Raw genomic sequence first — 14,683 nt, 5'->3', positions numbered from 1 at the left:
CGCTATCACTGAGCACGCCCTGTTGATAGCCCGGAGTCGCCATGACCCGCCCTCGCCGCGCGCTGCTGTGGACCGGTGGTCTGCTGCTGGCGCTGATTGCCGCAGCGGTCATCTTCATCCTCACTTTCAACTACGACCGCTTGCGGCCCTGGATTGATGCCAGGGTCAGCGCGGCGATTGGGCGGCCATTCGAGATTCGCGGTCACCTGCGCGTGCACTGGACGCGCGACCGCTATGACCACAGCTGGCTGCCCGGCCCGCAATTTACCGCTCACGATATTCGCGTGGGCAACCCGGCCTGGGCGGGCCAGCAGAATTTTGCACACCTGGATGCGTTGCGCTTTCGCCTCTCGCTGTGGCCGCTGCTGTCGCACACCATCGACGTGCCGACGCTGATTCTGTCGCAACCCAGCGTGCATCTGGCACGCGAAAAGTCACGCAACAACTGGACCTTCAAGGCGTTGCAGAACAAGTCCGGCAAGCCCTCGGCCTGGCACGTGCGGCTGAACCGTATTGTCTTCGACCAGGGCACGCTGAGCCTGCACGATCCGGTCGACAGCGCGCAGGTGACGGTGCATATCAAGCCACTCGACCATGGTGTGGCCTACAAGTCACCGAGCCAGTCCGCCCACGGAGCCAAGGTTGGAGCCAGCGATACAGCCGTGCGCCCGTATGCCTTCGCCTTCGATGCCGATGGCCACTATCACGGTGCGATGGTGTCGGCGCACGGTCGCACCGGCGGCGTGCTGGCCCTGCGTGATGGCGAGCAGGCGTTTCCGCTGACCGCCCACGCCCAGGTCGGCGACGTGGTGATCGACCTCACCGGCCATCTGCAAAACCCGCTGTCTTTTGGTGGCTTGGCCATGCGCCTGAAGGTGTCGGGCAACTCGATGGCACATCTTTATCCGCTGACCGGCATCACTCTGCCCGACACGCCACCGTTTGAAACCGACGGCGATCTCACCGCGAGCTTCAAGCCAGGCGATGAGCGCTTCAACTACCGCCACTTCAACGGCCGCGTCGGTGCCAGCGACCTGCATGGCGATTTGAGCTTCACCATGGCCGCGCCCCGGCCCAAGCTCAGCGGCATGCTGCACTCTGACCACTTGTCATTCGCCGATCTGGGCCCGTTGATTGGTGCCGATACCGGCAGCCATGCGCACGCGCTCAAGGCCAAGGCCGTTGTCGGTCAGGCCATGGCCACCCCGCCCAAGGGCCAGGTGCTTCCCACCACCAAATTCCGTACCGAGCGCTGGAAGGCGATGGATGCCGATATAAGGCTCACCGGTGAGCACATCGAGCACGGCAAGAATCTTCCCATCAGCCATCTGAAAGCGCATTTGGTGCTGGACAATGGTCGCCTGACCTTGAATCCCCTTAACTTCGCCGCCGCCGGCGGCACCCTGGAATCGCGCATCGATCTCGACGGCCGTGCCCAGCCGATGAAGGCGCGGCTGCGCCTGGACGTCAAACACATCAAGCTGCGCCAGCTTGCACCGCAGATAAAGACCATGCGCAAGGCGCTGGGCGAGATCAACGGCAACATCGCGCTGTCGGCCACCGGCAACAGCGTGGCGGCCTTGCTGGGCCACTCCAACGGCCAGATCAAGCTGCTGATGAACGATGGCGTGGTCAGCCGCGAGCTGATGGAGCTGGCCGGTCTCAACGTTGGCAGCTACGTGGTGGTGAAACTGTTTGGCGATGAGCCGGTGCCCATCGATTGCGCCGCCACCAACCTGGTCGACCGCGACGGCGTGATGCGCACGCGCCTGGCACTGTTCGATACCGACAACGCGCTGGTCAATATCAAGGGCAAGGTCAATTTTGCCAATGAACACATGGACCTGGATATCACCCCGCATACCAAGGGCTTGCGCGTCTTCTCGCTGCGCTCGCCACTGTACGTGAAAGGCACCTTCGCCGATCCGGATGTCGGTGTGCACGCCGGCAAGCTGCTGTTGCGTGGCGGCGGTGCGCTGGCACTGGGCGTGTTCGCCACACCTGCCGCGGCGCTGCTGCCGTTGATCGCACCCAGCCAGGATGCCAACACCAACCCCTGCCGGCGCCTGCTGTCGCGCATGAAACAACCGGCCAAGGCACCGCCGGCGGGCAAGACCGAGCCGACCCATGCATCCACATCAGATGGACATCACTGAAGCCGCATCGGCGCGAACGCTGTACGCATTTGGCGGCGATTACGCTGCGGCGCGTTAGGGTTAATGTTTCGAACCACCCGCGGGACGTCATGTCCCGCCCAGCCAGAAGGAGTACGCCATGCCCATGCAGCGCATGCGAGTGACAGCCAGCAACGATGATACCCGTCAGCTGATCAACCGCCTGGAAGCCCTGGATGGCGTGGAGGCGGTGCGCGAGGTGGATGACCTGATGCCGCACATGCTCACCGACGACTCCAGTTCGGCGGGCCTGCCCGATGACGAAGGCCCGGGCTTTCACGCCATTGAGGTCGATACCAGCGACGAAGCGGCCCGGGAGCGCGCGCAGGAACTGACCGAGGCGTGCGCACACGACCTGGGCGCCGCGGTGGAATTTGTCGACCGCTTCTGACGCCTGCCGAAAAGGAGCACAGCATGGGTTTATTGATCGACGGACGCTGGACCCAGCACGGGTATGACACCGACAAGCATGACGGCCGCTTCGTGCGCGAGGAAAGTCGCTTTCGCCACTGGATAACACCCGATGGCGCTCCAGGCCCCACCGGCGAAGGTGGCTTCAAGGCCGAGCGCGGGCGCTATCACCTGTACATTGCTCGCGCCTGCCCATGGGCGCATCGCACCATGATCATGCGCGCGCTCAAGGGGCTGGAGGACATCATCAGCTATTCGGTCACGCACTGGCTGATGGCCGATGAAGGCTGGACCTTCCAGATGGCGCCAGGGGTGATTCCCGACCCGCACTACCACGCACCATCCATCCATGCGCTCTACACGCGTGCCGACCCGCACTGCAACGGCCGGGCGACGGTACCCGTGCTTTGGGACCTGGAGCGCGACACCATCGTCAGCAACGAGTCGGCCGACATCATGCGCATGTTGAACAGCGCGTTCGACGGCGTGGGCGCGCGTGAGGGCGACTATTACCCGAAAGCGCTGCATGATGAGATCGACGCGCTCAATGCGCGCATCTACGACACCGTCAACAATGGCGTCTACAAGGCCGGCTTTGCCAGCTCGCAGGATGCCTACGAAGAGGCCGTGCTTCCGCTGTTTGAGACACTGGATAGGCTCGAACAACGCCTGTCCACGCGCCGACGCCTGTGCGGTGACACCGAAACCGAAGCGGACTGGCGCCTATTCACCACCCTGCTGCGTTTCGATCCGGTCTACTTCGGCCACTTCAAGTGCAACCTGCGCCGACTGGTCGATTACCCGAACCTGTATTCCTACACCCGCGCGCTGTACCAGACGCCGGGCGTGGCCGAGACCGTGGACTTTGACCACATCAAGCGCCACTACTACCAAAGCCACGACTGGATCAATCCGTCCGGCGTGGTGCCCTTGGGTCCCCTGCTGGATCTTGACGCGCGTCCTCTGCCGCTGCACGCGGGACAACACGGTGCGCCGCGTGACGCTGAGAAGGCGCTGCGCGATACGTTCCCGGCCTCCGACCCCGCTGGCTTCGGCGATCCCAATCGAAGCATCGATTAAGGCGCCACCAACACTCAGCGCGCCGTCATATCACCCCTGACATCTACGAGGTGACTTTGCCCCATGTATGCATGGCTCACGCATCATTTCCTGTTCCACATCCCGCTTGATCGCTGGCTTTACGCACTGTTGTTCTCGGTACTGGGCTACATCATCGTGCGCAGCATTCTGGGCGTGCTGGCTTCGCGCCTGCGCAAGCTGGACAAGCACCGACCTACCGTTTGGCTACGCGCCACCGCGGCGGCCTTCGAGCGCTCCAGCAACTTCCTGATCCTGATTCTGTTCCTGCTGCTGGCCGGCAAATGGCTGGATTTTGGCAGCAAAACTGACCTCTGGCTGGGACGTCTGGCATTCCTGGTTCTGGGCCTGCAGGTGGGTCTGTGGATGAACCAGGCTATCCGCGTATGGACCCATCACCGGCTCAGCTCCACACGTGATGATGCCAGCAAGCCCAGCGCCAATCCGGTGGTGATGGAAATGCTGGGCTGGTTTGCCCGCATCGTGGTCTGGGCGACCATTCTGCTGGCCATTCTGGGCAACATGGGCGTCAACATCACCGCCTTCGTCGCCAGCCTGGGCGTTGGCGGTGTCGCCGTCGCCCTGGCCTTGCAGAATGTGCTGAGCGACCTGTTCGCCTCGCTCAGCATCGGCCTGGACAAGCCCTTTGAGATCGGCAATTTCGTGGTCTTTGGTGATATCGCCGGCACCGTGGAACATGTCGGCGTCAAGACCACGCGCATCCGTGCACTGAGCGGCGAGCAGGTGATCCTGGGCAATGCCGACATGCTCAAGAACATCGTGCACAACTATGGCCGCATGGACACACGCCGCATCGTTTTCAGCTTCGGCGTCACCTACGACACGCCACGCGACAAGCTGCGCCTTTTGACCGGCGAGGTGCAGAAAATCGTCGAGGAAAACGACAAGGTCCGGTTTGATCGCGCTCACTTCAAGAGCTTTGGCGACAGCTCGCTGGACTTCGAGGTGGTCTACACCATGCTCGACCCGGACTACACGCTGTTCATGGACACCCAGCAGGCCATCAACCTGGCCATGGTCGATCGTTTCGACGAGCTGGGCGTGGAGTTCGCCTTCCCGAGCCGCACGCTGTACGTCTCCGGCGCCGTCAACACGCGCCTGGAAAAACCATCCAGCCAGGATGACGACAGCGCCGACGGCCAGGAAGGCAACGAAAGAACCTCCGCCGCGGAGTCCGAAAGCTAGCAGGCGTTCACGCGCAAACAAGCCCCGCCAGATCATCGGCGGGGCTTGTTTGACGGAGAATCAGGCCGTCAACGCTGAGCTGGCTTGGCACTGATGGGCCACGCCATCGACCTTCAAGCTGGCCTTGGCACCCCTGCTCCAGTAGACCGTATCGCCCAGCTCGAAGCGCGCGCCCGAAGCTGCCGGTGTGTGCAGCAACATCAACTGCTTGCCTGCCACATGAATGACGGCTCGGTTGTTGTTGACGTCGGCATCGAAGCGGGTGCCATCCGAGCAACGGTAGGCAACCCGGTTGGGATAGGCCGAACTGGCATTGAAGGCCCAATCGGTGGGCGCGGCGACGGCAGAGGCCTGTGCCGCTGCGGCGCCGGATTTATGCGTGCCCGAACCGGTGGACGAAGTGCATGCCCCCAACATCAGCACCGCCGCCCCCACTGTTGCACATCGAACCAAGTACGCGACAGACATGACACCTCCCCAAAGTTCATGTGCCATCGAGTGTGCGCTGAGTCAGGGGCGCTTGCATTTGCGCTCGCAGCAAACACATTCAGCTTCCGTTCAATCTGAACCCAGCGCCTGCGCGGCCGCATGTGCCGACGCCCATGCCCACTGGAAGTTGTACCCACCCAGATGGCCAGTGACGTCCATCACCTCACCGATGAAATACAGTCCCGGCACGCGCCGCGAGGCCATGGTCGAGGAGGACAGCTCATTGACGTCCACGCCTCCCAGCGTGACCTCGGCGGTGCGATAGCCCTCGGTGCCGCTGGCCACCAGTGCCCAGTCGTTGAGCGCGCGGCCCATGTCGGCCAGCTCGCGTGGGTTGAACTGCTTCATCGGCCGACTGGGCCACCATACTTCGCACAGACGCTGCGCCAGACGACGAGGCAGCATGTCGGCAAGCACCGTGCGAAGCTCGGCGTCCGGCCGCGCTTCGCGCTGCTCGGCCAGCCATTGGCTGGCGTCGGCGCCGGGCACAAGGTCCAGTCGCAGGTCGTCACCTGGCTGCCAGTAGGATGAAATCTGCAGGATCGCCGGGCCGCTGATACCACGGTGTGTGATAAGCATCGCATTGGCAAAGCTCTGCCCGTTGCACGTGGCCTGCACGGCAAGTGAAACCCCTGAGAGATCGGCATAGCGCTGCTGGTGCTTGCCCGAAAGGGTGAGCGGCACCAGTCCTGCGCGCGTGGTCAGCACCGAATGCCCAAACTGGCGTGCCAGATCGTAGCCAAAGCCGCTGGCGCCCATGCTGGGAATGGACAGTCCACCGCTGGCCACCACCAGCGCTGGTGCACGCAGGCGCCCCAGCGTGCTGTCGATGACGAAACCGGCGTGCTCGTGCTGGGCCACGACGTTGACGGTACAGCGTGTCTCGATGCGCGCACCCACATCGGCGCATTCGTCCAGCAGCATGCGCACAATCTGCTTGGACGAATCATCGCAGAACAGCTGACCCAGCTCCTTCTCGTGCCAGGCGATACCGTGCCTTTCCACCAGCGCCAGGAAATCCCAGGGCGTATAGCGCGCCAGGGCCGACTTGCAGAAATGGGGATTGGCTGAGAGGTAATTGTCCGGCGTCGTGCCCAGATTGGTGAAATTGCAGCGCCCACCACCGGACATCAGGATTTTCTTGCCGACACGGTTGGCGTGCTCGAGCACGATCACGCGCTTGCCGCGCAAGCCCGCCTCACGGGCATACATCAGTCCGGCGGCTCCGCCGCCAATGACGACGGCATCGCAGTCGAACACAGGCTACTCCGAAAAAATCAGCGGAAGCGCTCGCGCGGCTTCCATTGCAACAGGCCGATGGCATCGTAGGCGGCCACCGTGTCGAACACCTCGGCCATGCTGACCTCGGCCATGCTGACCACCTCGTGCAGACGATGCTCGTCCACCAGCGCCTCGCCGATGCGGCGCTGCGCGGCAAAGTGGTCGTCCAGATCCAGTACCCGGCGCAACCAGTAGCTGCCGCCCGGATCCAGCTGGCGCGGCAACCAGCCACCGGCGTGGCGCAGCGCGTAAAGCCAGCGCAACCGCAAATAGGCTCGGCCTGGCGACACCTTGCGTGCCTGTTCCAGCTGGCTGCTGGTTACCGGTATCCACGCCGCCACCGGCAGCGGCTCGTTGACGTAGATATCTACCGCGGCCAGATCGCCCTCAATGTGATAGCACTTCCACTTCGGATCAAGAATCAGCGGTGGATGGCCTTCACGCTCGATGCGATTGGGACCGGCCAGCGCGCCTTCTTCCAGATACTCAATCAATGGCCTGGCCTTGCCGCGGCTGTCGATAGGCCGGCGATGCGCCCCCGGCCCCAGTCGCGAGGCCACATCACCCGGCGACAGACGGAAATTATCTTCTGTCGGCTGATCGGGCTCGGGCTCGTTCATGAAGAATGGATTGTCGTCGCGTTCGCGCCGATGCACTCGGCCGCTACTGGCACGAATATCCTCCAGCGTAGCCCCACTCACAGTGCCCGGCACCAGACTACTCATCGGCGGCGCATCCCGGGTGGTACGAAACAGCTCATCCAGCTGGGTGGGCTGCAGACGCCCCTCGCCCACACCCAAGGGAACGCCGTCATCATCGCCAAAGAAATCCGGCGAGTCCGGATCCAACAGCTGCAGACGGCTGCCACGCGACTGGCCGGCCTCGGCATTGAGTACGCGCGCCACATCCTCGGTTTCGAAGTTGGCCGGCAGCACTTCACGGCTCTTGCCCTCGCCGCCGAAGGCGACGCAGCGGACGCCTCGTCCACGAGCCCTCAGCGCGGCGGCATCAGCCTCGTGGGAACCAGGCTGGACTATCAGCACGTCAGCGCGCTCGACCTCACCGAACTGCCAATGGTCATCCAGACGCGGCGCGGCCAGACGCAACAACAGGCGCAACCGCGCCAGCTCGATGTTGTTGACGCCGACGCACGCCAGAATGCGCTCACGCGCCACGCTCAGCGATTCCCGCTATGGGTTGACTGCATGGGATCCTCCGTGGACTTCGCCGCTGCGAAGCCTGCGCATTATACGCGCCTGCATCCTGTGCGTATCGGCTGTGTGCGAGATTCCTTTATGTAATCACCCGTCCCTGCGCCCCTGCAGGCAGTGGCACGCAGGTGGCCCTGGGCGGATCACGGCCGCGGCGCGACCACCGGCTCGTCCAGGCGCAATGTCAGGCACTTGGCGGCGCCGCCGGATTTCATGAACTCGTCCATCGGCGTGGTTTTCACGCTGAGGCCGGCGTTTTCCAGTGCACTTTGCAGTTCCTCGCTGGCAGCATTGAGCACCACCACCTCGCCAATGCTGACCGCATTGCAGGCAAAGCGCTCGGCGTCATGCGGCTCGACCTCGATCAACGAACCCGGCCGTGCCAGATCGCGAATGCGCTGACGCGATGCTTCGTCAAATGCGCTGGGCACATACATGATGTGGCCATTGGCCAGCGGACAGAAACAGGTATCCAGATGGTAGAAGCGCGGATCGGCCAGCTTCAGTCCCACCGTCTCGATATTCAGCAGATTACCGACCGCCTTCACCGAGGCCTCGTCCGAACGGTGGCCATAGCCCATCCACAGCCGTGGCTGGCCACGATCGAGCAAGGCGTCACCCGCGCCTTCGAAGGCAATCTCCGGATCGATTTCGCGCACTTCGTAGCCGTGCTCGGCAAACCACTTGGCAAACAGCGCCTCTTCGCCCTGGCGCTCGGCATGGCGAAAACGGCTGGGCACGAACACATTGCCCAGCACCACACCGGCATTGGCGGTGAAGACCATGTCCGGCAGACCCTCGGCAGGCGCGATCTGATCGATGTGCGCATGCTCGGCCAGAATGTTCCGCAGCGCCTTCCACTGCGTGTGCGCCACGTGCGCACTGGCCTGGCTGACCTGGTTCTCCATCCACGGGTTGATGACGTAGCTGACTTCGAAAAAGTCGGGCGGACACATCAGGATACGCGCGGATGAGGACATAGCAGCCTGCCTTGCAGTGATGGATGAAAAAGGAAGCAGCCCACGACAGGCCGCTCCCCACTATCGACGATGGCCCAAGTGCACATCAAGTCACACTTGGGTCGCATTGCCGTGATGGTTCAGTTGTGATCGTCCTGCTTGACCGGCTTTAAGCGCAGATCCTGGAAGTCGAAGCTGAAATCGGTCCGCGAGGACACTGCCTGCATGCGCACCTGTCGCACGTGGCCGTCCGGATCCAGCGCGAAGTTGACGAAGGCATCGGCGTTGAGCGAGCGATCGTTCCAGTGCACGATGAAGGTGTCGTGCTGCCACGGCTGCAGGATGCCGACCAGCTGCTTGGTGTGCGCGAAACGCATCATCAGCTTGCCGCCCTCATCCTTGATGTAGACCTTGCCGTACCACGGGTCCTCGTAGGTGCCTGCGTAGCCCTTCAACGGCAGCGACGGACCGGCGCTCTTGTCGCGCTCGGCCTTGTGCTTGTCCCACTGCGCATCGGCCTTCTGATGGCTCTTGTCCACCGCCGCCTTGTAGCCGGCGATCCAGTCGGTCCTGGGCGCATGCATGTAGGCATCGAGCACATGCATGGTGATGGCCTGGAAGGCGGCGCCGGACTGCTGATTGGTCAGCACCACCACGCCCAGGTTCATGCCAGGCACCATGGTCACGCGCGAGACGAAGCCCGGCCAGCCGCCGGTGTGCCAGACCATCTTGTGACCACGGTAATCGGACAGGAACCAGCCCTCGCCGTAGCCGTAGAACTGCGGCTCGGCGGCCTTGAGCGCCGGCACCGAGGGCGCATGCACCGGAATCGGCGTGATCATCGACCACATCTGCTGGTGGGCCTTTTTGCTGAACAGGCGACCACCCTGGCCGTTGATGGCCGGTGTCAGCTTGCCGCCGTTGAGCTGGGTGATCATCCACTTGTCCAGATCGGCGGCGCTGGAATACAGGCCGCCGGCACCCATGTTGTTCGACCACGACAGCGGCGCCACGGGCTTGAGCGTGGTGTAGTTGTACTTGGCCTGACCGGTGGCGATATTGGTATCGCCGGGCTTGAAGTTGAGGTAGTTCACGCGCGTGCCGGTCATGCCCACCGGCTTGAAGATGTGCTGGCGCAGAAAATCGCCGTAGCTTTGGCCCGAGACCTTCTCGATGACCTCGGCAGCGACGCCGAACAGGATGTTGTCGTAGGCATAGTGGCTGCGGAAACCGTGCTTGAGCGGCACGCGTGCCAGGTGCTGCACCACCTGCTTCATGGTGTAGTCGGTGGTTGGCCAGTACAGCAGATCGCCCGCGCCCAGGCTCAGGCCGCTGTGATGGGCCAGCAGGTCGCGGATGCGCATCTCGTAGGTGACGTTGGGATCGGACATGCGAAACCACGGCAGCACGTCGATGACGCGCTCGTTCATGTCCAGCTTGCCCTCGTCGGCCAGCATGTTCAGCGCCGCGGCGGTGAAGGCCTTGGTGTTGGAGGCAATGGCGAACAACGTGTGCCCGTCGACCCTGGCGCTCTTGTTCATTTCACGCAGGCCGAAACCTTGCGCCATCACCACCTTGCCGTCCTTGACGATGCCCACCGCGATACCGGGCACATCGAAGGTCTTGCGCACGCGATTGACGAAGGCGCTGAAGTCCTGGGCGTTGACCGGCGCCGCGGCCGGCGGCGTGACGTTGCCGGTCTGCGCGGTGGGTGCGGCCAGCGCGGTGGCGCCTGCGCCGCTGGTGGCCAGCGCCAGCGCGGTAGCCAGCAACAGGCGGCCGGGTCGGGAAGTCGATGCCATGAAGGGTTCCCCTTGTTGAAAACGTGTGTGAAAACGCACCGAGTATGGCCCGTGCGCCGCATCAGCGTCATCTTCCACCAGTCACGCATCGGCGTACCTACACGGCGGCCACACGGCGCGCGCGTACACTGTGCGCTGACCAGGCCGGCGCCACACCGCGCGGCCTTCAATGATCCGCAAACGACAAGGAACCTGATCACGCATGAAGCCAGAATCCCTTCCCTGGTGGCGGCAGGCCCCGGTCAACCGACGCGCCTTTGCCTGGGAGCAGCAACAACAATGCGATGCGCTGGGCGAGTGGTGGCACGGTGCGGCCATCTACCAGCTGATGGTGCGAAGTTATCTGGACAGCGACGGCGACGGGCGCGGCGACCTGCGCGGCCTGATCCACCGGCTGGACTACCTGGGCTCGATCGGCATCGACGCCATCTGGCTGACACCGATCTATCCCTCCGGCGGCCATGACCTGGGGTATGACGTCATCGACATGTGCGATGTCTCGCCCGATGTCGGCACCCTGGACGACCTGGAAATCCTCATCCACATGGCCCATCAGCGCGGCTTGCGGGTGATGCTGGACATGGTCTGGAATCACACCTCCGACCAGCATCCGTGGTTTCTGGAAAGCCGCGCCAGCCGCAACAATCCCAAGGCCGACTGGTACGTCTGGGCCGATCCGGCCGAATACGGCGGCCCGCCCAACAATTGGCTGTCGGTGTTCGATGGCGCCTCGGGCTGGCGCTGGTGCGAGGAACGTGGCCAGTACTACTGGGCCAACTTTTTCGCCAGCCAGCCGGATCTGAACTGGCACAACGAGGATGTGCGCGCCGAGATCCTGAAACAGGCGCGCTTCTGGCTGGATCGTGGCGTCGATGGCCTGCGTCTGGACGCGGTCAACTTCTACGCGCACGACCCCGAGCTGCGCGACAACCCGCCACGTGGCCAGGACGATCCGCCGCCCGATGGCATCAATCCGCGTCATCCGGCCGCGCAGCAAAAGCTCACGCACAGCTTCAACCGCCCCGAAACATTGGAATACCTGCGCCCGATCCGTGAGTTGGCCAATGAATATCCGGCCGTGGCCCTGCTCGGTGAAATCACCCTGTGCGAGGACTCCATCGCCACGGCGGCCAAGTTCACCCACGGCGAGCACCGCCTGCATCTGGCCTACCACGATGGCCTGCTGTTCGATGAGCGCATGACCGCCCAGCGCATCTGCAAGGTGGTCTCGCGCACGCTTGAGCTGTTTGGCGAATGCGGCAGCTGCTGGATTGTCGGCAATCACGACTTTGGCCGCCTGGCCTCGCGCTGGGGTGGCGACGAAAAGCCCTACCCCAAGCGCTTTCATCGCACTGTGGCCGCGCTGCTGCTGTCCCTGCCGGGCGCCAGCTGTCTGTGGCAGGGCGACGAGCTGGGTCTGCCGCAGGCGCGCATCCCCGAAGACATTCCCTACGACCGGGTCATCGATCCGGCCATCCACGCCAAGTTCGGCAACGTGCGTGATGGCTCGCGCACGCCGATGCCGTGGAATCACGAAAAGCCACATTGCGGATTCACCAGCGCACCCGAGTCATGGCTACCGGTGCCCGAGTCGCATCGCGAACTGTCGGTCTCGCGTCAGCAGGTCAAGCCCGACTCTATGCTCAACGGCTGGCGCACGCTGCTGCACTGGCGTGTGGCACAACCGGCCATGCGCGCAGGTCGTTCGGACCTGATGGACGTGCCCGAGCCCTGGCTGGCTATCGTGCGCTCCTACGCCGAGCAGTCGCTGCTATGCCTTTTCAATCTGAGTGAGGAAGCAGCCGAGATCGACCTGTGCGAACAGCTCGAGCACCTGCGTCTGATCGAGGGCCTGGGCTTTGAATACGAGCAGATTGGCGAGCACGCCGTGCGCGTGCCGGCCTGGGGTTCGCTGATCGCCGAAATCAGCCGCGAAGGCAGCGCCACCCGCGCCACCAGCCAACGCGCCACGCCGGCGGCCAATGCGCCGTGGGAGGCACCGCCGAAGAAGGGCTGAAAACGGCCCTTCTTCGGCGGCCCGGAAGCGCTTACTTCACCTTGTAGGTGTTGTTGGCGCGGTCGTTGTCCGGGATCACCTGGTCCGGGTCCACCGTGGCCGACACCACCGCCTTGCTGCCATCTACATGCACGTCGAAGGAGGTGTGCTGCAACCAGGTTTCCACCGGCAGGCGAAGGCGCTGGTGGCTGCCATCGGCGTAGGTCACTTCGAGTGTGGCCGGCATCACCATGCGGTCCAGGTTGGCCACCGTGACTTCGGCGCCGTGGCTCCAGCCTCCCTTGCTGGGCGTGACACCGGTCACCGCCAGGTCCAGCTTCCAGTTGTGCTGGTACCAGCTGTGCCAGAACCAGGACAGATCCTCACCGGCGGCACTGTCCATGGCGCGGAAGAAGTCCGACGGCGACGGATGCTTGAAGGCCCAGGCGGCGATGAACTGGCGGAAGGCCGGGTCAAAACGCTTGGGGCCAAGAATCTGCTCACGCAGAAGCACCAGACCCAACGCGGATTTGAAGTAGGTCACCGGGTGACGGTATTTCTCCTTGATGGCATCGGCGCGGGTCAGGATCGGCGGCGCTTGCGGGTCGTCGATGGTCTTGAGGATTTCCTGCACCGGATTGCCGCCGCCCGGGGCGTATTCGCCATCGCGCTTGGGCGCGAACTCGCCGTGGTTGAAGTCGTCAGACTCATAGACATCGATAAACGTGTTGAAGCCTTCATCCATCCAGGCGTTACGGCGCTCGTCGAAGCCCACGATCATCGGAAACCAGGTGTGACCGATCTCGTGCGCGGTGAGGCCAAAAAAGTCCTTGCCGTGGCCCTTGTAGTAATCGAACACGATGCCCGGGTATTCCATGCCGCCCACCGGTCCGCCGACGGCGATGGCGTTGGTGTAGGGATACGGATACCAACGCTTGGAGAAATGCTCGACCGAGTCCTTCAGATATTCGGTGGAACGGCTCCAGCCGTCGCGATCGATGCTTTCCACCGGATACACCGACTGTGCCAGCGCGTGCTTGCCCTTGGGCAGGTTAATGCGCGCGGCGTCCCAGACGAATGCGCGCGAGGCGGCAAACGACACATCACGCGTATGCTGCATACGGAAGTGCCAGGTCAGCTCCTTGCGGCCGCTCGGACGTGAGTCGGCCGACCCCACTTCGCCGGGCTTGATGATCATCACCGTCTTGTCGCTGTCGGCCGCCTTGGCCAGACGCTGACGCTCGGTGGCGGTGAGCACGTCCTTGGGATTGAGCAACTGGCCGGAACCGGCCACCACCATGTCGGCGGGCACGGTCACGCTGTAGTCGAAGTTGCCGTATTCCAGGTAGAACTCGTTGTTCAGATACGGCAGCGTGTCCCAGCCGCGCAGGTCGTCATACACGCAAAGGCGCGGATACCACTGGGCGATGTCGAACACGTTGCCATTCTTGCTCGCCATCCACTGTGTGCGACCACCGAACTTGCCCGGCACCGTGTAGTGATACTGGATGTGCACCACGGCCTTGCCGCTCTTGGGCGCCAGCGCCTTGGGCAGATCGATGCGCATGCGCGTGTCGGAAATCACGTAGTGGACCGGCACCTGCTTGCCATCCACCTCGACGGTGACCTTGGCGAACTGGTAGCCGCTGGTGTGCTGGTCCGGGCCGGGCATGCGATCGGCGGAGAAATTGCCGCGCGCGGTCTTGGTGTAGCGGTTCTGATCCAGCTGCAGCCACAGCATGTGCAGCGTGTCGGGGCTGTGGTTGGCGTAGTGGATGGTTTCGGAGGCCGTCAGCGTCTTGCTGGCCGGGTCCAGACGCGCCTTGATCTGGTAGTCGACCTTATTCTGCCAATAGTCCGGGCCTGGCAGGCCATCGGCCGAACGGTAGCGGTTCACGGCGTGCTGGAAGCGGTACGGCGCGAAGGTCTGCAGCGGGTTGTAGACCGAATGGTCGGCAGCATGCGCGGCGGTGCCGGCGCCCAGCATAAGGGCGGCCGCAGCCAGCGCGTGGCGGGAGGGACGGTTCATGAAAAATCCTTGCGGAAATGTCGATAT

10 protein-coding genes and 1 pseudogene are annotated in these 14,683 nt (G+C 63.5%); 5 read left to right on the top strand and 6 right to left on the bottom strand.

What is annotated here, in order from left to right:
• The first annotated feature begins 41 nt into the window (after window positions 1-41).
• The 4 genes and pseudogenes from HBF24_RS01170 (at window position 42) to HBF24_RS01155 (ending at window position 4,889) form a co-directional block, all read left to right on the top strand.
• Window positions 42-2,156 (top strand): AsmA family protein, encoded by a 2,115-nt coding sequence (locus HBF24_RS01170; RefSeq protein ID WP_167167700.1) that lies wholly within the window; start codon window positions 42-44, stop codon window positions 2,154-2,156.
• A gap of 118 nt (window positions 2,157-2,274) precedes the next feature.
• Entirely contained in the window at window positions 2,275-2,565 is a 291-nt protein-coding gene (locus HBF24_RS01165; protein ID WP_167167698.1) for a hypothetical protein, read from the top strand.
• Window positions 2,566-2,588: 23 nt separating this feature from the next.
• Window positions 2,589-3,542 (top strand): annotated as a pseudogene (locus HBF24_RS01160) (glutathione S-transferase family protein); the annotation flags it as partial.
• A gap of 186 nt (window positions 3,543-3,728) precedes the next feature.
• On the top strand, window positions 3,729-4,889 hold the full coding sequence (locus tag HBF24_RS01155) for a mechanosensitive ion channel family protein (protein ID WP_167167694.1): 1,161 nt from the start codon (window positions 3,729-3,731) through the stop codon (window positions 4,887-4,889).
• 60 nt (window positions 4,890-4,949) lie between these two features.
• On the opposite strand, the gene HBF24_RS01150 is transcribed toward HBF24_RS01155, so the two are convergent.
• The 5 genes from HBF24_RS01150 to HBF24_RS01130 form a co-directional block, all read right to left on the bottom strand.
• Complete coding sequence (locus tag HBF24_RS01150; protein WP_167167693.1) at window positions 4,950-5,306, bottom strand: MliC family protein; 357 nt, start codon at window positions 5,304-5,306, stop codon at window positions 4,950-4,952.
• Between the two features lie 141 nt (window positions 5,307-5,447).
• Window positions 5,448-6,638 (bottom strand): NAD(P)/FAD-dependent oxidoreductase, encoded by a 1,191-nt coding sequence (locus HBF24_RS01145; protein WP_343162679.1) that lies wholly within the window; start codon window positions 6,636-6,638, stop codon window positions 5,448-5,450.
• A gap of 17 nt (window positions 6,639-6,655) precedes the next feature.
• Window positions 6,656-7,834 (bottom strand): hypothetical protein, encoded by a 1,179-nt coding sequence (locus tag HBF24_RS01140; RefSeq protein WP_167167691.1) that lies wholly within the window; start codon window positions 7,832-7,834, stop codon window positions 6,656-6,658.
• A 179-nt stretch (window positions 7,835-8,013) separates the two neighbouring features.
• Window positions 8,014-8,850 carry an arginine deiminase-related protein gene (locus tag HBF24_RS01135; RefSeq protein ID WP_167167689.1) on the bottom strand — a complete coding sequence of 279 codons (837 nt, stop codon included), beginning with the start codon at window positions 8,848-8,850 and terminating at the stop codon, window positions 8,014-8,016.
• A 119-nt stretch (window positions 8,851-8,969) separates the two neighbouring features.
• Complete coding sequence (locus HBF24_RS01130) at window positions 8,970-10,631, bottom strand: serine hydrolase (protein ID WP_167167663.1); 1,662 nt, start codon at window positions 10,629-10,631, stop codon at window positions 8,970-8,972.
• A gap of 202 nt (window positions 10,632-10,833) precedes the next feature.
• On the opposite strand from HBF24_RS01130, the gene HBF24_RS01125 reads away from it, so the two are divergent.
• Window positions 10,834-12,648, top strand: a complete 1,815-nt coding sequence (locus HBF24_RS01125; protein WP_167167659.1) for an alpha-amylase family glycosyl hydrolase — start codon at window positions 10,834-10,836, stop codon at window positions 12,646-12,648.
• A gap of 31 nt (window positions 12,649-12,679) precedes the next feature.
• Here HBF24_RS01125 and HBF24_RS01120 read toward each other — a convergent pair whose 3' ends face one another.
• On the bottom strand, window positions 12,680-14,656 hold the full coding sequence (locus HBF24_RS01120) for a M1 family metallopeptidase (protein ID WP_167167656.1): 1,977 nt from the start codon (window positions 14,654-14,656) through the stop codon (window positions 12,680-12,682).
• Window positions 14,657-14,683 lie beyond the last annotated feature (27 nt).

This window comes from Oleiagrimonas sp. C23AA (genome assembly GCF_011759385.1).
In the GTDB taxonomy this organism is placed as follows: Bacteria; Pseudomonadota; Gammaproteobacteria; order Xanthomonadales; family Rhodanobacteraceae; genus Oleiagrimonas.
Note: the sequence above shows the minus strand (reverse complement) of the source record. Positions and strands in the feature narration are given on the sequence as shown.

Excerpts from the sequence above, each read along its gene's own strand:
- HBF24_RS01170 (WP_167167700.1), top strand. The coding sequence starts at position 42 with ATGACCCGCCCTCGCCGCGCGCTGCTGTGGACCGGTGGTCTGCTGCTG.
- HBF24_RS01165 (WP_167167698.1), top strand. The coding sequence starts at position 2,275 with ATGCCCATGCAGCGCATGCGAGTGACAGCCAGCAACGATGATACCCGT.
- HBF24_RS01155 (WP_167167694.1), top strand. The coding sequence starts at position 3,729 with ATGTATGCATGGCTCACGCATCATTTCCTGTTCCACATCCCGCTTGAT.
- HBF24_RS01150 (WP_167167693.1), bottom strand. The coding sequence starts at position 5,306 with ATGTTGGGGGCATGCACTTCGTCCACCGGTTCGGGCACGCATAAATCC.
- HBF24_RS01135 (WP_167167689.1), bottom strand. The coding sequence starts at position 8,850 with ATGTCCTCATCCGCGCGTATCCTGATGTGTCCGCCCGACTTTTTCGAA.
- HBF24_RS01130 (WP_167167663.1), bottom strand. The coding sequence starts at position 10,631 with ATGGCATCGACTTCCCGACCCGGCCGCCTGTTGCTGGCTACCGCGCTG.
- HBF24_RS01125 (WP_167167659.1), top strand. The coding sequence starts at position 10,834 with ATGAAGCCAGAATCCCTTCCCTGGTGGCGGCAGGCCCCGGTCAACCGA.
- HBF24_RS01120 (WP_167167656.1), bottom strand. The coding sequence starts at position 14,656 with ATGAACCGTCCCTCCCGCCACGCGCTGGCTGCGGCCGCCCTTATGCTG.